This window comes from Pseudomonas sp. Sample_24, assembly GCF_004307605.1.
Lineage (GTDB): Bacteria > Pseudomonadota > Gammaproteobacteria > Pseudomonadales > Pseudomonadaceae > Aquipseudomonas.
Genome location: NZ_RCNW01000272.1, coordinates 1 through 20,368, shown reverse-complemented (window position 1 = coordinate 20,368; position 20,368 = coordinate 1). Strand labels below are relative to the sequence as shown.

General features: G+C 61.1%; 13 protein-coding genes. 5 read left to right on the top strand and 8 right to left on the bottom strand.

Annotated features, from left to right (window positions below; genetic code table 11):
- Window positions 1-29: 29 nt before the first annotated feature.
- Entirely contained in the window at window positions 30-923 is an 894-nt protein-coding gene (locus D8V06_RS14985) for a LysR family transcriptional regulator (protein WP_130908028.1), read from the top strand.
- Window positions 924-1,062: 139 nt separating this feature from the next.
- The gene (locus tag D8V06_RS31030) at window positions 1,063-1,191 is read left to right on the top strand and encodes a PA1414 family protein (protein ID WP_007914492.1); all 129 of its coding nucleotides are present in this window, start codon (window positions 1,063-1,065) and stop codon (window positions 1,189-1,191) included.
- A gap of 138 nt (window positions 1,192-1,329) precedes the next feature.
- Here D8V06_RS31030 and D8V06_RS14980 read toward each other — a convergent pair whose 3' ends face one another.
- From D8V06_RS14980 to speB, 5 genes are all read right to left on the bottom strand, one after another.
- Window positions 1,330-1,581, bottom strand: a complete 252-nt coding sequence (locus D8V06_RS14980) for an acyl carrier protein (RefSeq protein WP_130904805.1) — start codon at window positions 1,579-1,581, stop codon at window positions 1,330-1,332.
- Window positions 1,582-1,775: 194 nt separating this feature from the next.
- Window positions 1,776-3,155 carry a sodium:solute symporter gene (locus D8V06_RS14975; RefSeq protein WP_056853083.1) on the bottom strand — a complete coding sequence of 460 codons (1,380 nt, stop codon included), beginning with the start codon at window positions 3,153-3,155 and terminating at the stop codon, window positions 1,776-1,778.
- Window positions 3,156-3,344: 189 nt separating this feature from the next.
- Window positions 3,345-4,856 (bottom strand): cytosine permease, encoded by a 1,512-nt coding sequence (locus D8V06_RS14965; protein WP_241667826.1) that lies wholly within the window; start codon window positions 4,854-4,856, stop codon window positions 3,345-3,347.
- Between the two features lie 51 nt (window positions 4,857-4,907).
- Window positions 4,908-5,330, bottom strand: a complete 423-nt coding sequence (locus D8V06_RS14960) for a nuclear transport factor 2 family protein (protein ID WP_056853081.1) — start codon at window positions 5,328-5,330, stop codon at window positions 4,908-4,910.
- A 9-nt stretch (window positions 5,331-5,339) separates the two neighbouring features.
- Window positions 5,340-6,290, bottom strand: a complete 951-nt coding sequence (speB, locus tag D8V06_RS14955; protein ID WP_056853080.1) for an agmatinase — start codon at window positions 6,288-6,290, stop codon at window positions 5,340-5,342.
- A 333-nt stretch (window positions 6,291-6,623) separates the two neighbouring features.
- Here speB and D8V06_RS14950 point away from each other — a divergent pair, with 333 nt between their 5' ends.
- Both D8V06_RS14950 and D8V06_RS14945 read left to right on the top strand, forming a co-directional pair.
- The gene (locus tag D8V06_RS14950) at window positions 6,624-7,517 is read left to right on the top strand and encodes a LysR family transcriptional regulator (protein WP_056853079.1); all 894 of its coding nucleotides are present in this window, start codon (window positions 6,624-6,626) and stop codon (window positions 7,515-7,517) included.
- Between the two features lie 5 nt (window positions 7,518-7,522).
- The gene (locus D8V06_RS14945; protein ID WP_056853078.1) at window positions 7,523-8,116 is read left to right on the top strand and encodes a DTW domain-containing protein; all 594 of its coding nucleotides are present in this window, start codon (window positions 7,523-7,525) and stop codon (window positions 8,114-8,116) included.
- Window positions 8,117-8,258: 142 nt separating this feature from the next.
- Here D8V06_RS14945 and D8V06_RS14940 read toward each other — a convergent pair whose 3' ends face one another.
- The 3 genes from D8V06_RS14940 to D8V06_RS14930 all read right to left on the bottom strand — a co-directional run bounded on the left by D8V06_RS14940 (window position 8,259) and on the right by D8V06_RS14930 (window position 13,456).
- Complete coding sequence (locus D8V06_RS14940; RefSeq protein WP_130931220.1) at window positions 8,259-9,623, bottom strand: HlyD family type I secretion periplasmic adaptor subunit; 1,365 nt, start codon at window positions 9,621-9,623, stop codon at window positions 8,259-8,261.
- A 181-nt stretch (window positions 9,624-9,804) separates the two neighbouring features.
- Window positions 9,805-11,964, bottom strand: a complete 2,160-nt coding sequence (locus tag D8V06_RS14935; RefSeq protein WP_130931219.1) for a type I secretion system permease/ATPase — start codon at window positions 11,962-11,964, stop codon at window positions 9,805-9,807.
- Between the two features lie 133 nt (window positions 11,965-12,097).
- Window positions 12,098-13,456: a TolC family outer membrane protein gene (locus D8V06_RS14930; protein ID WP_056853075.1), complete on the bottom strand. Its 1,359-nt coding sequence runs from the start codon at window positions 13,454-13,456 to the stop codon at window positions 12,098-12,100.
- A 590-nt stretch (window positions 13,457-14,046) separates the two neighbouring features.
- On the opposite strand from D8V06_RS14930, the gene D8V06_RS14925 reads away from it, so the two are divergent.
- On the top strand, window positions 14,047-20,368 hold a 6,322-nt coding region (locus tag D8V06_RS14925; RefSeq protein ID WP_130931218.1), incomplete at its 3' end, for a retention module-containing protein.

Sequence of the window (20,368 nt, the reverse complement as noted above, 5' to 3'; positions counted from 1 at the left end):
GGCTGAGTTGTTCATTTTTGGAGAAAGGTGTGGAATTCAGTCAGTTGCGGATCTTCCAGGCGGTGGCGGAGGAAGCCTCCATCACCCGTGCCGCCGAACGCCTGCACCGGGTGCCATCCAACCTGTCGACACGACTCAAGCAGCTCGAAGAACAACTCGGCGTTGAATTGTTCGTACGCGAGCGTCAGCGGCTGCAGTTGTCGCCTGCGGGAAAAGTCCTGCTGGACTACACCGCCAGGTTGTTCGCCTTGCACGACGAAGCCCATACAGCGGTGCAGGGCGGTCAACCGGCCGGCGACTTCGTTCTCGGCACCATGTACAGCACTGCTGCGATTCATCTGCCGGCGTTGCTGGCCCGCTATCACCGGCGCTACCCGGCGGTGAACCTGCAAGTGCAGTCCGGACCCAGCGGTGAGCTGCTGGAAGGTTTGCTCACCGGCCGCCTCGATGCGGCACTTGTGGATGGGCCGCCAGAGTTGGCAGTGATCGACGGCGTGCTGTTGTGTGAGGAACGACTGGTGCTGATCAGCGAAGCCGACCACCCGCCGGTGCGTAGCGCGCGTGACGTGGAAGGGCGTTCGGTATTCACCTTTCGCCAAGGGTGCTCTTATCGGATGCGCCTGGAGTCCTGGTTCTCTCACGATCACGCGGCCATGGGCCGGGCGATGGAAATCGAGTCCTACCCGGGGATGCTCGCGTGCGTGATTGCCGGCTCCGGCGTGGCATTGATGTCGGAGTCGATGCTGGCCAGCCTGCCGGGGCGTGAAAGCGTAGCGGTGCACCCGCTCCCCGAGCCTTTTGCCAGCGCAACCACATGGCTGATGTGGCGCAAGGGCATGGTGGGGGCCAACCTGAATGCGTGGATCGAGGAACAGCAAGCGGTCTATCCGTCGGCGCAAAGCCAGGCCCGGGCGATTGCATGATTTAATGGCGCTCGATTGTGATCCATTCAGTAACAGATCATTGCCACTTTGGGCGAGCATTGCTCAGGACTTCGGACTATTATCAGTGCGAAGGGGCTACAGAATTTTGGCCGCTCGGCACTACCCTGAAGGGGGCATCATGAAAGAGAAAATCCAAAATTGGCTGCACGACCTGGGTGTCGCACTCGGTCTGATCGAACCGCCTCTGCAACCTGTGCCCATCCGTACGGACGACGAACAGCGTCGACGCCAGCAGCGCCGCCGGTAGTCCTGCAGGAGCGAGCACGCTCGCAGTGGACGTTGACAATGCTGTCGGCTGCCTGAAAGTACGTGGCGCTTGGAGTTTTTTGCGAGCAGTTTCGCTGCTACAGGTGCGCGTACAAGGCATAGGGCGGTGATCAGGCTGTCAATGCCGCCCGATCTCAATTAAAAACCGACTCAGGTCATTTGCCGTTCTGGCGGTCTTTAGCATCGTGTCTTCTTCGGCGGTAAAAGCCGTCAAACCGAATTCATCTTCCAGATGGAAGATCAAATCTTCGATATCCGCTTTATCCAATCCCAACTGCGCCAGACTGGCGTTGTCGTCGAAGTCATCCCGGCCTTCCAGCAAGCGGCTGATGAATTGATGCACGGCGGCACGCACGGCTGCTTTGTTCATGGGGACACGCCAAATCGATTGTCGTCCCTGCTGGATGGGTTCCTGGTATTGAGTACAGCAGGCTTGCGCCATGCTGGTGTTACCACTCGTCAATCACGTGGCTCTGCATACGACATTTTCTCCAGGCGAAAAAAAACGGGTGAGGCAACCGACGCCACACCCGTCGAAGAAAACATCAATTCGTTGTGTTCAGCTTAGGCAGCGCTGGCCAGTGTCACCGGACGACGGGACAGCAGGCTGACCACGACGAAGCTCACCAGGCCAACAGCCAGGCTGTAGTAGATCGGGGTGTTGGCATCCAGACCGTCCTTGACCATGAACACCAGCGCAGTGACGAAGCCCAGGCCCATGCTGGCGATGGCGCCGGCGGTGGTAGCGCGTTTCCAGAAAATCGCACCGATCAATGGGATCAGCATGCCACCTACCAACAAGTTGTAGGCCAGGGTCAGGGCGCTGATCACGTCGTTCACCACCAGGGCGATCCCGAGTACCACGATACCGGTGAGCATGGTGACCAGGCGGTTGAGGCCCAGGCTCGATTGCTTACCGCCACGCAGTTTCGGCAGCAGGTCTTCGGTCAGGGTGGTGGCAGCGGCGAGCAGGCCGGCGCTGGCGGTGGACATCATGGCCGCGAGTGCTGCAGCGATTACCAGGCCGCGGATACCGTCCGGCAAGGACAGTTTCACGATGGCGGCGAAGGCGTTGTTGACGTTGTCTAGATCCGGAATCAGTACGTGTGCAGCCATGCCGATCAAGGCGCAGGCCAGGCCGTAGAGGATGCAGTAGATACCGGCAGCGGTGCCGGCAACCTGAGCGACTTTGGCGGTCTTGACGGTGAACACCCGCTGCCAGATGTCCTGACCGATCAGGATGCCGAAGAAGTAGATCATGAAGTAGGTGATGATGGTGTCCCAACCAATGGTGGTGAAGCTGAAGCTCGCCGCCGGCAGTTTCAACACCAACTCATCCCAACCACCGACGCGGTACAGGCAGATCGGCAACAGGATGAACATCAGGCCAACGGTCTTGATCACGAACTGGACGATGTCGGTCAGGGTCAGCGACCACATGCCGCCGATGGCCGAGTAAACCACTACCACACCACCACCGAGCACTACCGAAATCCAGAACGGCAACCCGAACAGCACTTGCAGTACGGTGCCGATCGCCAGGATCGAGGTCACGCCGATCATCAGGGCATAGGCCAGCATGATCACCGCGCTCGCCGAGCGGGCCATCGGGTTGTAGCGTTTTTCCAGCACCTGGGTAACGGTGTAGATCTTCAGTTTCAGCAGCGGCTTGGCGAGGAACAGGTTCAACGCCACGATCCCGCAACCCAGGGCTGCGCACAGCCAGAAACCGGAGATGCCATGCACGTAGCCCAAACGCACGGTGCCCACGGTGGACGCGCCGCCCAGGACGGTGGCTGCCATGGTGCCCATGTACAGGCTAGGGCCGAGATTGCGACCGGCAACCAAAAAATCTTCGTTGGTCTTGGCCTTGCGCATGCCGTAGTAGCCGAGTATCAGCATCGCGGCGGCGTAGATGAGTACGACGAATAAATCCAAAGCCATGATGGCGTGTCTCCGATTGTCTTTTTTATGTGAGGCTGAAAATCAATTCCTGTGAATGTATTCCTGTAGGAGCGTGGCTTGCCCGCGAATGGGGTGCCGCGGTGAGTCAGCCTGACCGCGTCATCGATCTTCGCGGGCAAGCGTCGCTCCTACAGGTCATGCGTTGTCCACAGGTTCGTGCGTTTTTTTTCAGGCGACTTGCCGCATCGCCGGTTTAACGAGCGGGTCCGTGCTCTTGCTGCGTGAATCGTTCGGGCCGAACACCGCGTGCGCTTCCGGGAACATCTTGAGCAACATCAGGTACACCACCGAGGCCAGGCCCAGTGTCACCGGCAGGCTGATGTCGATGCCATCGGCCAGGTTGCCCAGCGGACCGACAAACTGCCCCGGCAGGTTGACGAAGCACAGGCCGACGGCCGCGCTCGGGATCCAGGCGCCCATGCCACGCCAGTTCCAGCCGTGGGTGAACCAGTAGCGGCCACCTTTCTCGCCACGGGTGAACACTTGCAGGTCATCCGGGCAGTAGAAACCGCGACGCGTCACCAGGCCGATGATCATGATCACCATCCATGGCGTGGTGCAGGTGATGATCAGTACGGCGAAAGTCGACACGCTCTGCACCAGGTTCGCCGCGAAGCGACCGATGAAGATGAAGGCAATCGACATCACACCGATCAGCAGCGTGGCCTTGACCCGCGACAACACCCGTGGGAACACGCTGGACATGTCCAGCCCGGTGCCATAAAGCGACGTGGTGCCGGTGGACATGCCGCCGATCACCGCAATCAAACACACCGGCAGGAAGAACCAGGTGGGCGAAACCGCCAACAGCCCGCCGACATAATTGTTGGCCGCAATGTAGTCCGGTGCCTTGATCGCCACGATCGTCGCGGTGGCGAGGCCGAACAGGAACGGAATCAGCGTCGCCAGTTGCGCGGCGATCACCGCGAGCATGATCCGGCCTTTCGGCGTTTCACGCGGGATGTAGCGCGACCAGTCGCCGAGGAACGCACCGAAGGAAATCGGATTGCTCATGGCAACCAGTGCTGCGCCGATGAACGCTGCCCAGAAACCAGCCTGACCCATGGCCACGGTACCGGCGTACTGACTGTCGAACGCCGGGGCGAACGCGAAGATGCCCAGCAGGAACAACAGGCTCGCCGCCCACACCGCGATGCGGTTGACCCACAACATGAAACGGAAACCGTAGATGCACACTGTCAGCACCAGCAGCGCGAACAGACCGTAGGCCAGGCCCAGGGTCAAGTCGGTTTCCGGCAGGTCGACCAGGCGTTTCGCGCCGCCCACCAATGCGTCCCCCGAACTCCAGACGGAGAGCGAGAAGAACGCGATAGCGGTCAACAGGGACAGGAAGGAGCCGACGATCCGCCCGTGCACGCCGAAGTGTGCACCGGAAGACACCGCGTTGTTGGTGCCGTTGATCGGACCGAACAGGCCCATCGGCGCCAGGATCAGCGCACCGAGCGCGACGCCCAGCACAATCGCCCAGACGCCCGCCTGGAAAGACAGGCCGAACAGAACCGGGAAACTGCCGAGCACGGCGGTGGCAAAGGTGTTGGCGCCGCCGAAGATCAAGCGAAACAGGTCGCTGGGCCGGGCGGTGCGCTCATTGTCCGGAATCTGTTCGACCCCGTTTGTTTCGATGCTAAGGCTTTTTTCTTTGTTGTTGTTATTCATGATCTGCTCCGATCATAAAGGCGCGCTCATCGTGTGTGAGCGTCACCTGTTTGGCTAAGGGGGTGGCAGCCCTTCCGGCATTGCGGACAAATGTTCGTGACAGGCCAGCCATAGGCCTTGTTGTTCTTGGCCAGACGCTTGTTTCTTGAAAACAATCGTCTCGCGCTCCTGGCTGAAGTGTTGCTCCCCTTGCATGCGCAGCTCGGTGGCAACGTCATGAATGAAAATCGCCACGTCACCCTGCAGGCTGACGAAGGCGTTGCTCGACGTGCACGACAGCACCTCGAAGCCATCCTCGGCACGCCAGCTGTCCCACAACGCCTGGTAGGCATCGCGCGACAGCAGCGGCTGGCCGAGGGTGTAGAAAACAAAGCTGGCATCGGCGCTGAACGCACCGAAGTAGGCTTCTCGATCGTTACGGGCGAAGGCGGCGACCAGATCGGCCGCCGCGTTCAAAACCTGATCACGTTCGTTCATGACCGATCCTCAGCGATGGACCACGCCAGGCAGTACGCAGAGCATTTCGTACAGCAGGTTGGCGGCCAGCAGCGAGGTGTTGCCGGTGGTGTCGTAAGCGGGCGAGACTTCTACCAGATCGCAACCGATCAGGTCGAGGCCTTGGCAGCCGCGAACGATCTCGATCGCCTGAATGGTCGTCAGACCGCCGATTTCCGGGGTACCGGTGCCGGGTGCCCAAGCCGGGTCGATGCCGTCGATGTCGAAGCTCAGGTACACCGGACCACCGCCGACTTTCTCGCGGACTTCGGCCATCAATGGCGCCAGGGATTTGTGCCAGCACTCTTCGGCCTGGACCACACGGAAGCCCTGGTTACGGCTCCAGTTGAAGTCGTCAGCGGTGTAGCCCTGGGCGCGCAGACCGATTTGTACAACGCGGTCCGGGTCAATCAAGCCTTCTTCGACGGCGCGGCGGAAGGTGGTGCCGTGGGCGATTTTCTCGCCGAACATGTGATCGTTGACATCGGCGTGGGCGTCGATGTGCACCAGGCCGACCTTGCCGTGCTTTTTATGGATGGCACGCAGGATCGGCAGGGTGATGGTGTGGTCGCCGCCGAGGGTCAGCGGGATCACGTCGTGTTCGAGGATGTTGTCGTAGGACTCTTCGATGATCCGCACGGCATCCAGCAGGTTGAAGGTGTTGATCGCCACGTCGCCGATATCGGCAACCGACAGCGAATCGAACGGTGCAGCACCGGTGGCCATGTTGTACGGGCGGATCATCACCGATTCGGCGCGGATGTCACGTGGTCCGAAGCGGGTACCGGGGCGCAGCGAAGTACCGATGTCCAGCGGCACGCCAACGAAGGCCGCGTCGAGGCCGGCAGCAGTCGGTACATGGGGGAGTCGGAGCATGGTGGCGATGCCGCCGAAGCGCGGCATTTCGTTGCCGCCCAGTGGTTGGTGAAGAATCTTGTCCACGGGTAGGGCCTCATCGTCGTTGTTTTATTTATTGGGTTGCGCCGTTCACGGAAGGTACGGGCACCGTTGTGGGCCGATTCTGCGAAATGTAGTGGACGGGAAGAATCGCTACGGGCAAATACTTAGTTCAGATTTTTCTAAACTAATGGCGGGGAGGGAGATAGACTTGAGGCGGTCTACAGAACCCCGTGGCGAGGGAGCTTGCTCCCGCTGGGGGGCGAAGCACCCCCAAACCATTCACCCAAGTCCGGCAGACAAACCACATGAGCAGGTTTACGACTGCTGCGCAGCCGAGCGGGAGCAAGCTCCCTCGCCACAAGAGCAGGAGTGCCCATGGCCAACGCTTTACCCGACCTGAAACTTTTGCGCATCTTCGTCAGCGTCGTGCGTCATCAGGGGTTCGCCAACGCCCAGCAGGAGCTCAATCTATCGACATCGGCTATCAGTACTTACATGAGCCAGCTCGAATCGGCGCTGGGCCTGGTGCTTTGCCATCGCGGCCGTGGCGGGTTCAGCCTGACCAGCAAGGGTGAGTTGTTCCATCAGGAAACCCTGCGCCTGCTGGGCGAGCTGGAAGGTTTCGAGCAATACGCCGCCGCGCTCAAGGGCGAATTGCGAGGTACGCTCAACCTGGGGGTGATCGACTCCACGGTCAGCGACAAGGCCTTGCCGTTCGCTGAAGCCATTGGCGCCTACAGTCAGGAACACCCGGCGGTGCACTTGCACCTTTCGGTCATGAGCCCTTATGAGTTGCAGCTCGGCGTGCAGGACAACCGTCTTGACCTGGCCATCGGCGCATTCTCCACGCGCATGAGCGGTCTGGTGTACATGCCGTTGTACCGCGAACAGCACTGGCTGTATTGCAGTTCGCGGCATCCGCTGTTCAACGAGCGGCGCATTCCCGAGCAGGTCATTACCCAGCAGCGCATGGTCGGTCGTGGCTACTGGAGCCAGGCGGAACTGGCCCGCCACGGTTTCAAGCACAGCGCCGCGACGGTGGAAAGTATGGAGGCGCAGCTGATTCTGGTGTTGTCCGGCGCCTACATCGGTTACCTGCCGGAGCACTACGCCCAGGCCTGGGCCGACAAGGGTGATTTGCGTGTGCTGCTGCCGGCGACCTTCGGTTATCAGGCACCGTTTTCCATGATCATGCGCCGGGGACGCAGCCGCGAGCCGTTGATCCAGACCTTCCGCGATCTGCTCAAAGCACAACTCAATCAGGCCTGAAGAGCATGTCCAGAATTCAATGTCCGCGTTGTCTGCGCCCGCAAAGTCATTGCTTGTGTCCGCTGATCCCGAGTCTCGACAGCCGCACCCGGGTGCTGTTGTTACAGCATCCGAGTGAAGTGAATCATGCGTTGAACACCGCACGTCTGGCGGCACTCGGGTTGCAGAATGCCGAGCTGATCGTCGGTGAGGTGTTTGCGGATTTGCCGGCGCTGTTGCATCAGCCAGGGTATCGGGCGCGGTTGTTGTTTCCCGGTGAGGATGCACAGCCGCTGCAGACGTATGCCGCGTCTGACGAGCCGTTGCTGCTGGTGGTCCCGGATGGTACCTGGCGTAAGGCGCGCAAAATGCTGCATCTCAATCCGTTGCTGGCCGCGTTGCCCAGAGTGACGCTGGCCGAGGGTGGCGTGTCGCGCTATCGACTGCGCAAGGCGCCGGGGCCGGGAGCGTTGTCGACGGTGGAAGCGATTGTGCAGGCGCTGGAAACCCTGGAGGCACCGGCCTCGTTTGCGCCTTTGCTGAAACCGTTCGAGGCGTTGATCGAGGGGCAGATTGCGGCGATGGGGGAGGAGGTTTACCAGCGCAATCATGGCGGATGACCCGTTGTGGCGAGGGAGCTAGCTCCCGCTGGAGTGCGAAGCGCGCCCCAAACCAGCGAATTCGATAGCCCGGACACACCACTTGGGGCTGCTTCGCAGCCCAGCGGGAGCAAGCTCCCACGCCACACGGAAGGATTCAGGACTATCTTTCCCGCATCGCCTCGGTGCGGGCCTTGAGCACCGGCTTAAGCAGATAATCCAGCACTGTCTTTTCCCCGGTAATGATGTCCACAGTCGCCACCATCCCCGGAATGATCAGCAATGGTTTGGCGTCCCCGCCCAGATGGTTTTTATCGGTACGCACCTGGATCAGATAGAAGCTGTTGCCCTTGTCATCGGTGATGGTGTCGGCGCCGATCAACTCCAGTTTCGCGCTCAGGCCACCGTAGATCGTGTAGTCGTAAGCGGTGAACTTGACCATGGCTTTCTGGCCAGGATGCAGGAACGCAACGTCTTGAGGCCGGACCTTGGCTTCGATCAACAGGTTGTCTTCCAGTGGCACGATTTCCACCATGTCGCTGCCTGGCTGGACCACGCCGCCGATGGTGTTGACCTTCAAAACCTTGATGATGCCTTTGACTGGCGAGGTCACTGTGGTGCGGGTCACGCGGTCGTCGATGGCGATGCTCGATGCGGTGATTTTCGACAGGTCGGTGCGTTTCTCGTTGAGCTCCTTGGCCGCATCCGAACGGAAGGATTGTTCCGACTCGTCGATCTTGCTGCGGATCTCGGCGATCGCGGACTCAGCACGAGGTATCGCCAGCGTCGTGGCGTTCAGCGAGCCACGGATTTCCACGGCGCTGCGCTTGAGCCGCAGAATCTCCACCGGCGATACGGCACCGGTTTTCACCAGTGGCTCGGACATGTTCATCTCTTGATTGACCAGCGCCAGGCTTGAACTGTATTGCCCGGCTTTCGAGCGGAACTCTGCCAGCTCCTGGGTTTTTTGCCGAAGTTGTTCGGTCAGGGTGCGTTGCTCGCTGGCCAGTCGGCGTTGTCGTTGTTCGTACAACGAGCGTTCGTCCTCGGCCACTTGCGGCGCCTTGGCAATTACTTCCTCCGACAGCTTGAAAGGCCGGCCTTCCGCTTCCGCCGACAGCCGCTCGACTTGCGCGGTCAGGGCATAGCGATCGGCCTCGCTTTCGCCCTTGTTCGACAGGTAGCGCGTGTCGTCGAGGCGCAACAAGGTATCGCCCTTGCTGACCATTTGCCCTTCACGCACGAAGATTTCACTGACGATGCCGCCCTCGAGGTTCTGGATGACCTGGACTTTGCTTGACGGAATCGCCTTGCCTTCGCCCATGGTGACTTCCTGCAACACGGCGAACTTGGCCCAGACCAGCGCACTGATCAGCAACGCGGCGGCCAGCCACACGGTCACCCGCGACCAGCGCGGCGAGTCCTGCAACGAAGCGCCGGCGGTTTCCGGCATGAACTCGGCTTCGGCGCTTTTGCCGAAGCTGTTGAAGTAGCCTCGGGGCGCTGAATCTGGCGTTTGAGCAGACATGGGCGATACCCGTCAGTTAAGAGAAATAGTGCCGAACACAACCCTGTGGCGAGGGAGCTTGCTCCCGTCCGGCGGCGAAGCCGTCGCAAAAACTGCTGACGCGATCCAGGTGACACAACCAGGCGGCTGCTTCGCAACCCAGCGGGAGCAAGCTCCCTCGCCACAGGTTGTGTATTCGCATCTAGACAGCCGCCGAGCCGACGCGGCCCTTGCGCAATGCATCGATGACCGCTTCTTTCGGTCCGTCGGCAACGATTCGCCCGTTGTCGAGCACCACCAGCCGATCCACCAGGCTGAGCATCGAGGTGCGGTGCGTGACCAGCAGCACGGTTTTGCCCTGCACCCAGCCGTGGAGTTTTTGCCGCAGTACATCCTCGCTGCTGTTGTCCATGGCGCTGGTCGGCTCATCGAGCAACATGATCGGCGGGTCGAGCAGAAGCGCCCGGGCCAGCAACACAGCCTGGCGTTGACCACCGGAGAGCAATTGCCCACGCTCGCCGACGGGCCGGTCGAAGCCTTGCGGGTGTTGCCGGGCCAGTTCGGTGACGCCGGTGAGCTCGGCGACTTCAAGCATGCGAGCGTCGCTGATGTAGCGTGCGCCGAGTGTCAGGTTGTCGCGCAGGCTGCCGGCCAGCAACGGCAAGTCATGGGCGACATAGCCGATCTGATGGCGCAGGTCGGCGACGTCCAGTTGCCGCAAGTCCAGGCCATCGAGCAGGAGCTGGCCTTCTTCCGGCTCATAGAACCCCATCACCAGGCGCCCCAGCGTGCTTTTGCCCGAGCCACTGCGGCCAATGATGCCGATGCGTTCACCGGGTTTGACGCTGAAGCTGATGTTGGCCAGCGCCGGGGCGGCCTGGCCGTTGTAGTGGAAGGTCACACCGACCACATCCAGTGCACCTCGTAGTTGCGTGCGTTCAAGCGGCCGCTGCCGGGCATCGCGCTCCTGGGGTAGCGACATCAGGGCGTCGGTACTCTTCATGGTCAACTGTGCTTGCTGGTAGCGGGTGATCAGCCCGGCGATTTGCCCCAGCGGTGCCAGCACGCGACTGCCGAGCATGTAGGTCGCCACCAGTGCGCCGACGCTGAGGTTGCCGGCGATGATGCTGTAGACCCCGGCGACGATGGTTGCCATGCCGGAAAACTGCTGGATGAACAGGGTGCCGTTGGTGGCCAGCGCCGCCAGGTTACGCGCGTGGCTGTCGAGGCGGGTGAGGGCGCCGTGGGTGCTTTCCCATTTGTGCTGGCGCTCGCTTTCGGCGCTGCAGGCCTTGAGGGTTTCCAGGCCGCCGAGGGTTTCGATCAGCAGCGCCTGGCGTTCGGCGCCGAGGCTCAAGCTTTTTTGCACCGTGTCGCGCAGGCGTGTCTGAATGATCATGGCAAAGATGATCGTGATCGGAAACGCCAACACCGGAATCACCACCAGCCAGCCGCCGAGCAGGCCGATCACCACCAGCATCAGCAACGCAAAGGGCAGGTCGATCAGGCTGGTCAGGGTCACCGCCGTGAGAAATTCCCGCAAGCCCTGGAAGTCATGAATGCTTTGGGCGAATCCGCCAATGGTCGCAGGCCGCGCTTTCATCGCCATGCCGGTGATGCGTTCGAACAGGGTCGCCGAAAGAATCACATCGGTCTTCTTGCCGGCGGTGTCCAGCAAGTGCGCGCGCACCACGCGCAGCACCAGCTCGAAACCGGTGCCGATCAGCAGGCCGATGGACAGGACCCACAAGGTCGAGGTGGCCTGGTTCGGCACTACGCGATCGTAGGTCTGCATCACGAACAGCGGCACCATCAAACCCAACAGGTTGATCAGGAAGCTGGCGAGGATTGCATCGCTGTACAGCCATTTCGACAGTTTCAGCGTGTCTCTGAACCACGCCTGTACGCGGGGCACCAAGGGCGAGCGCAGGTCTTCGAGTTCATGCCGTGGCCGGGCGAACAGGGCCTGGCCGCTGTAGTGTTCGGCCAGCTCTTGCGGGCTGATCCACTGTTCGCCACCGTCGGCTTCACTGGGCAGGATCAGCACCCGACCGTCTTCGCCGTAACGGCGCAGGACAGCGGTGCGTCCATGGCTGAGCAGGAGCATCACGGGAAGGTTGAGTGGAGAAATGTCTTTGAGCTCGCGACGTAGCAGGCGTGCCTGCAATCCGGCCCGGGCCGCTGCGCGAGGCAGCAGGTCCAGGCTCAGGCGTTGGTGTGCCATTGGCAGCCCGGCACTCAGGCTGGCGCGACTGACCGTCGCGCCATGGAGTTTGCAGAGGATCAGCAGACCGTCCAGAAGCGGGTCATCGAAGCTCAGGCGCGGATCAACGCCTGTGTTGCCAGGTTCCATGCTGGTCAATGTGATCGCTCCGGTTGCGCTACATCAATGGGTAACGGTTTCTGCACGTCCCCCTGCAAGCGTTACCGCAGGCTGCGATCTTGAACAGTTCAAATCAAAAGATCGCAGCCTGAGGCAGCTCCTGCAGGGGTGTTTATTTGAGATCAGGCAAACGGGCTTCGCTTTTCACTTCGGTCTGGGCGATGGCATCGGCTGGCAGTACGACCCGCTGTTTGCTCAACAACTGGCCCATGTTCGCCAGTATCCGGTACATCGAATATTCCTCGGTGTAGCGCACTTCGGTGTAGCGGCGGTTGGCGTTGTAGAGCTCGTTTTCACTGTCCAGCAGATCGAGCAGGGTGCGCTGGCCGAGGCCGAACTGGTCCTGGTAGGCCATGCGCACGCGTTTGCTGGTATCGGCATACTCACGGGCGGTCGGGGTTTGCTTCTTGGCGTTGACCATGGCGTTCCAGGCCAGATGAATGTTCTCGTTGAGCTGGCGCAGGGCGTTGTTGCGGATGTCCATCGCCTGATTGATCTTGTGCGCGTCCGATTGCAGGCGCGCCTTGTCGCTGCCGCCGCGGAACAGGTTGTAGTTCATCACCACGCCGACCCGCCATTCGTTGTCATGGCCTTCTTCACCGGCGATGTTGTTGTTGGCGCCCACCGCCGCTTCAGCGTCGAAGCGCGGGTAGAACGGCGACTTGGCGACTTCGTACTGGCTCTCGGCCGATTGCACGTCGGCCTGGGCCGATTTCAGGTACGGGTTGTTTTCCACCATGCTCTGCTGGGCTTCCGTCAGGGATGCAGGCACTTCGCCGCGAATCGAGGGCGGTGCTTCCAGTTCATCGGGCAGGCGCCCAACGACGGCGGCGAAGTTCGATTCGGCGTCGGCCAGGTCGACTTCGGCGGTGTCGAGGTTGTTCTCCGCCAATGCCCGACGGGCACTGGACTGGTCGGCGTCGGCGTTGCTGCCGACTCCGCGCTCGGTGCGCAGGCCGATCTGATCGTTGACGCGCAAGTGTGCCTGCAGGTTGTTCTTGGCCAGCGTCACCAGCTCACGGCGCTTGAGTACTTCGAGGTAGACCTCGGTGGTGCGCAAAGCCAGATCCTGGGCGGTGCCCTGGGCGTAATAGGCGCGGGAGTTGACTACGCCTTTGGTGCGTTCGACTTCGTTGGCAGTGTTGAACCCGTCGAAAAGCATTTGCCGCAACCGCAGTTCCGACTGGGTGTAATTGAGGATTTCCGTGTGGTGTTTGCCGAGCGCCCGGGTGTTGGTGTTATCGCTGTACCCGCGCCCGTATGCGGCATTCAAGTCCACCGACGGATAAAAGCCCCCCTTCGCGACTTTCACGTCTTCGTCAGCCGACAGACGGCTGTCCACTCGTGACGCCAATTCCGGGTGAGTGGCAATGGTGCTCTGGATGGCTTCGGTCAGCGACATGGCGTGAGCTTGAGAAGTGCAGGCCATGGCCAATAGAACTGCGCTGCAGAGGGGGGTTAAAAGGCGCATGGTGCTTCTCCCTGAAGTCCTGATGGTGCTTAATCAGTCGCCAATTATTTGACGAAATTTATAGGTAAACCGTTTCACGGGTTTTACAGAAGAGCTAAGAACATTCTGGAGAGAACCTAAGAAGTTTTTCTCATAAGCCCTATGCCGAAAAAAACTTATGCGCTCCGCAAAATCCAGCACATTGTTCATTACCAAAGCCCTTGATTTATGAGCTTTAGGGCGCTCATCGGGGCAGGTGAAAAGTTCCGATCCACTTATCGACATAGGGCGGAGAAGTGCTGGAGGGGAGGGAGGCGTAGCGGAATTGTGTGACGGTTTTTTGTCACTCGGTTGATTCAGCTCCGTTACGCATTGCTCGCAGGGCAGCGTATTTGCGATGTATTCCCGATGCCTTTGATTGCAAAGGGGTTTGTTGCGCAACCAAACGTGACCGTGAGCAACGCCGGCGAGATCGTCGCCAGGGCAGCGGCTTACTCAGGTAAACCCGCTGGCCGGTAGACGATCCGCCAGGCACTCGGTAAACCGTCCATCAAGCATTGCTCCGCGCAATAAAAAAGTGCCGACAGCGGTTGGCAGCGGAGAAAATGCACATGGCTACGCTCATCGGTATCGTCAGTAAGGTCGTCGGGCAGGTGTTCGCGGTGACAAGCGACGGCACGCGTCGCGTCCTGATCGAGGGCGACCGCTTGTTCGCCGGTGATCAACTGTCGACCGGAGCCGAGGGCGCGGTAGCGGTGCATTTGCAAAATGGCCAGGAACTGACCCTTGGACGGGGAAGCAGCCTGCAACTGACGCCGCAGTTATTGACTAATCACATCCCCCGCGTCGACACCGCCGAAGCAGTGACGCCGAGCCAGGCGCAACTGAGCGATGTCGAACAACTGCAAAAAGCCATTGCCGCGGGTGACGACCCGACGCAAACCGCGGAAGCCACCGCGGCGGGACCATCGACTGGCGCGCCGGGTGGTGAGGCGGGAGGCGGGCACAGTTTCGTGATGCTGGAGGAGGTCGGTGGGAGAGTCGATCCGATCATCGGTTTTCCCACTGCCGGATTCAATGGCATTCCCGAGTTTCCGGAAGGTCGCCGCGAAGGCGATACGGATACCGACGATGGCAGTCTGACGCCGGTTGCCCCAGGGATTCCTCCGGTTGTCATCCCGCTGGTACCACCGGTGGCGGACAACCCGGTCAGCCTCGACGGCCTGTCGGTAGAAGGCGGTGAGCTGACCGTCAAGGAAGCCAACCTTTCCAACGGCTCGGCCAGCAGCCCAAGTGCCCTGACGCAGAACGGTACGTTCACCATCAACGCCCCCGACGGCTTGAGCAGCCTGAGCATCGGCGGGATCAACGTGATCAGTGGCGGTGTAGCCAGCGGTTTCCCGCAGTCGATCATCACAGCGTTGGGTAGTACCCTGACCATCACCGGATACAACCCGGCCACTGGCGTTGTGAGCTACAGCTACACCCTCAATGGCAGCGAAACCCACACGAGCGGCGACGGCACCACCCTCAGCGAACACTTCACTGTGGTCGCCGGTGACAGCAATGGCGACACCGCTACCGGGTCGCTGGACGTCAACATCACCGACGATGTGCCCAAAGCCATCGACGACGATAACGGCGTGGCGTCGGAAACCCAGCTGACCCTCAACGGCAACGTGCTGACCAACGATATACAAGGCGCGGATCGCGTGCCGGTCGGTGAAAACAGCGGCCCGATCACCCCCGGTACGTTCGTCGGAACCTACGGCACCCTGGTGCTGAATGCCAACGGCACGTACACCTACACCCTGAACACCAGCGATGCGGATTTCAAAGCGCTGCATGGCGGTGGCAACGGTACCGAAACGTTCACCTACGTACTCACCGATGCCGACGGCGACAGCAGCACCGCCAACCTGGTGCTGAACATCCACAACAACGACGACGGGGTGACGATCAACGGCCTCGACGTCGAGGGCGGCGAACTGACCGTCTACGAGAAAAACCTCGGCGACGGCACCAGCCCCAACGCATCGGCGTTGACCCAGAGCGGCACCTTCACCATTACCGCCCTCGACGGTGTGCAAACCCTGACCGTCGGGGGCATCGCCGTCGTCACTGGCGGTGTGGCAGCCGGTTTTCCGCAATCGATCGTCACTCCGTTGGGCAGTACGCTGACCATCACCGGGTTCGACCCGGTTACCGGCGTGGTGAGCTACAGCTACACCCTGGCCGATAACGAAACGCACCCGAATGCCAACGGCGCCAACAGCCTTTCCGAGTCGTTCGCCGTGGTGGTGGTCGATGACAACAACACCACCGCCAACGGTGAATTGAACGTCAACATCACCGACGATGTGCCCAAAGCCATCGACGACGATAACGGCGTGGCGTCGGAAACCCAGCTGACCCTCAACGGCAACGTGCTGACCAACGATATACAAGGCGCGGATCGCGTGCCGGTCGGTGAAAACAGCGGCCCGATCACCCCCGGTACGTTCGTCGGAACCTACGGCACCCTGGTGCTGAATGCCAACGGCACGTACACCTACACCCTGAACACCAGCGATGCGGATTTCAAAGCGCTGCATGGCGGTGGCAACGGTACCGAAACGTTCACCTACGTACTCACCGATGCCGACGGCGACAGCAGCACCGCCAACCTGGTGCTGAACATCCACAACAACGACGACGGGGTGACGATCAACGGCCTCGACGTCGAGGGCGGCGAACTGACCGTCTACGAGAAAAACCTCGGCGACGGCACCAGCCCCAACGCATCGGCGTTGACCCAGAGCGGCACCTTCACCGTCACCGCTCTCGATGGCCTGCAAACCCTGACCGTGGGCGGCATTACCGTAGTCAGCGGTGGCGTGGCCGCCGGTTTCCCACAAACGATCACCACTCCGTTGGGCAGCACCCTGACCATCACCGGCTACAACCCAACCACCGGCGTGGTCAGCTACAGCTACACCCTGGCCGATAACGAAACCCACCCGACTGCCAACGGCGCCAACAGCATCACCGAGAACCTCAACGTCATCGCAACCGACACTGACGGCAGCACCGCATCGGGGCAGATCAACGTCAACATCGTCGATGACTTGCCGAGCGCCAAACCCGACGCGGACTCCGTGCAGGAGGGCGGCACCGTCAGTGGCAATGTGCTGAGCAATGACATTGGCGGCGCCGACGGCCCGGCCGCCAGCGGTGCAGTGGTCGGCGTGCGCGCCGGTTCGGATACCTCGACCTCGGCTATCGGTGGCCTGAACAGCCAGATCAACGGCACCTACGGCTACCTGACCCTCGACGCCAGCGGCAACGCGGTTTATCACAGCAACCCGAACGCTGTGAGCGGCCCCGGTGCGGTGGATGTGTTCACCTACACCGTGCGCGATGCCGACGGCGATGAAAGCACCACGACCATCACCATCGACGTCTACAACAGCTGCCTGCAAGCGGTGAGCGACGCCGACGCCACCGTCTACGAAAAAGCCCTCGACCTGAACAAGGACGGCCAGGACCTGGCGGCCGGCAGCGTCACCGGCAGCGAACCGGGGCACTCCGGTGAAACCGCGTCCGGCACCTTGGTCGGCTCGGTCAGCGGCGCCGTCGGTGCGATCACCTACGCACTGGTCGGCAGCGCCACCGGGGCCTATGGTCAAATCGTGCTAAATCCCAACGGCACCTACACCTACACCCTGACTTCGCCACCGAGCACCACGCCGAGCGCCAACGATGGGCCGAACGTCACCCACGAAACCTTCACCTATCAGGCCACCGATTCCTTGGGCAATGTGGTCACCAGCACCATCGTGGTCAACATCGTCGACGACGTGCCCACTGCCAAAGCGGACGTGGATTCGGTGGTGGAGGGCGGCACCGTCAGCGGCAACGTACTGGTCAATGACATCGGCGGCGCCGATGGCCTCGGTGCGGTGATCGGCGTGCGCGCCGGTTCGGATACCTCGACCTCGGCTATCGGTGGCCTGAACAGCCAGATCAACGGCACCTACGGCTACCTGACCCTCGACGCCAGCGGCAACGCGGTTTATCACAGCAACCCGAACGCTGTGAGCGGCCCCGGTGCGGTGGATGTGTTCACCTACACCGTGCGCGATGCCGACGGCGATGAAAGCACCACGACCATCACCATCGACGTCTACAACAGCTGCCTGCAAGCGGTGAGCGACGCCGACGCCACCGTCTACGAAAAAGCCCTCGACCTGAACAAGGACGGCCAGGACCTGGCGGCCGGCACCGTTACCGGCAGCGATCCAGCCAACGCCGGTGAAACCGCGTCCGGCACGCTGGTCGGCTCGGTCAGCGGCGCGACTGGCGCGATCAGCTACACCCTGGTCGGCAGCGCCAACGGCAACTTTGGGCAAATCCTGCTCAACCCCAACGGCACGTATACCTACACCTTGACCTCGGCACCGAAAACAACACCGGGCGCCAACGATGGCCCCAACTCCCTGAGCGACACCTTTACCTACAAGGCCACCGATGCGCTGGGCAACACCACCACCACCAGCACTATCGTGGTCAACATCGTCGACGACGTGCCCAAGGCTGTGGCTTCGGAGCGTTCGGTGGCAGCAGTCGAGATTGACTCCAACCTGCTGCTGGTGATCGATGTCTCCGGCAGCATGGTCGACCCCTCCGGCGTAACGGGGCTGTCGAGGCTGGATCTGGCCAAGCAGGCGATCAGTGCCTTGCTCGACAAATACGACGACCTCGGCGACGTCAAAGTGCAGATTGTCACGTTCAGCAGCAATGCCATCGACAAGTCGTCGGTGTGGGTTGACGTGGCGACCGCCAAGGCAATCGTCGCTGGTCTGACGGCGGGCGGCGGCACCAACTACGACGCGGCGGTGGCCGTGGCACAAACTGCATTTGAGACCAACGGCAAGCTGACGGGCGCACAGAATGTCGGCTACTTCTTCTCTGACGGCAAACCCAATGAAGGTTCGATCGAGACGCAGGACGAGGCGCTCTGGAAGGCATTTCTTACCGAGAATCAAATCAAGAACTACGCGATCGGCCTGGGCGCAAACGTCGACAATGATGCCCTCGATCCGCTGGCATATGACGGCACTGGCACGGGCACCAATAACAACGCCGTGATCGTCACCGACCTTGGCCAACTCAACTCGGTGCTTTCGGGCACGGTGATGGGCGCACCGGTCACCGGTTCACTGCTGGGCGAGGGTGGGGCGTTTGGTGCAGATGGCGGCTTCATAAAAACCATCACCGTCGATGGCACCACGTACACCTACGATCCGAAAGGCAACAGCAACCAGGGCTCGCTGAATTTCAGCGGCGGCGCCAATCACGGTACGTTCAATACGACCAACAACACCCTGAGTATCGCCACCAACAACAAGGGCACGCTGGTGGTGAATCTCGATACTGGTGAGTACAACTACGTATCGCAGAAAACCACATCGGTGGTGCTTACTGAAAACATCGGCTTCACCCTCAGCGACAACGACGGCGATCTCGCCAGCTCGACACTGGTGGTCAAAGTCATTCCGAATGCAGCACCGGTGGCCACCGATGATCACATCATCACCAATGTGCTTTCAGGCAGCGTGACGGTGCCGGGTGAATTACTGCTGGCCAACGACACCGACGCCGATGGCGACCCGCTCAAGGCCTCGCCAACCACGTTCAATACGGGCTGGGTCGCCAAAGGTGCCGACTTCACCGGCAGCGGCGCCATCGATTTCTCCGGCAGCGGCGTCAAGCCGAGCAACCAGAGCCTGAGCAACGTGCGCGGCGCGTTCGCAGCCAATACCGCCTCGATGACGGCCCTGTTGGTGATCAGTGGTTATCTGGGGCCGGTCACTGCGGCCAACGTTAACGATGAAGATCGCATCACCGTCAACCTCAAGCAGGGCGAGACCCTCAACCTTGACCACAATCTGGCTGCCGGCCATATCACTATGGAGTACTCGATCAACGGCGGTGCCTGGATTGCCCTCGGCGATGGCCAGACTATCACGGCGACGTCGGACGGCGTCTATCAGATCCATGTGACCAACATCACCAACACCGGTGGCGGCAGCGGTGCAGGCAACTCGGAAAGCTATCAGCTGACCATGAAGCTCGATTATTCCGGTGCCCACGACACTGCCCCGGACTATCACGGCACCTACACTGCCAGCGATAACCATGGTGGCAGCGACAGCGCCAACCTGACCATCAGCTATCAGGACGGTCATACCCTCACCGGGACCACGGGCAACGACACCCTGGTGGCAGGCAACGGCGACAACATCATCAATGCCGGTGACGGCAATGACATCCTCACCGCAGGCACCGGCAACAACACGCTGCATGGCGATGCGGGCAATGACTTGTTGTTCAGTGGCACGGGCAACGACCTGCTCGATGGCGGCATCGGTAACGACACCGCGAGCTACGCCCATGCCACCACTGGCGTTACGGTCAACCTGGGCCAGAGTGGGCCGCAAAACACCTTGGGCGCCGGCACCGACACCCTGACCGCCATCGAAAACCTCGTCGGCTCCGATTTCAACGACAACCTTACCGGCGACAACAACAGCAACATCATTACCGGCGGCCTGGGCAATGACGTGCTCAAGGGCGAGGGTGGCGATGACTTCCTGATCGGCGGACTGGGCAACAATACGCTGACCGGCGGCAGCGGCGCCGACACGTTCCAATGGCTCAAAGGCAACAGTGGCCACGATGTGATCACCGACTTTACGCCGGGCACCGACAAACTCGACCTGTCGCAGCTGCTGCAAGGGGAGAATGGCAGCGCCGCGTCGCTCGATGACTACCTGCACTTCACTGTCAGCGGCAGCGGCGCGTCACTGGTCACCAGCATCGACGTCAGCGGCATGGCCGGCGCGGCGCCGAACCAGACCATTGACCTGGCGGGCGGCAACCTGGCCAGCC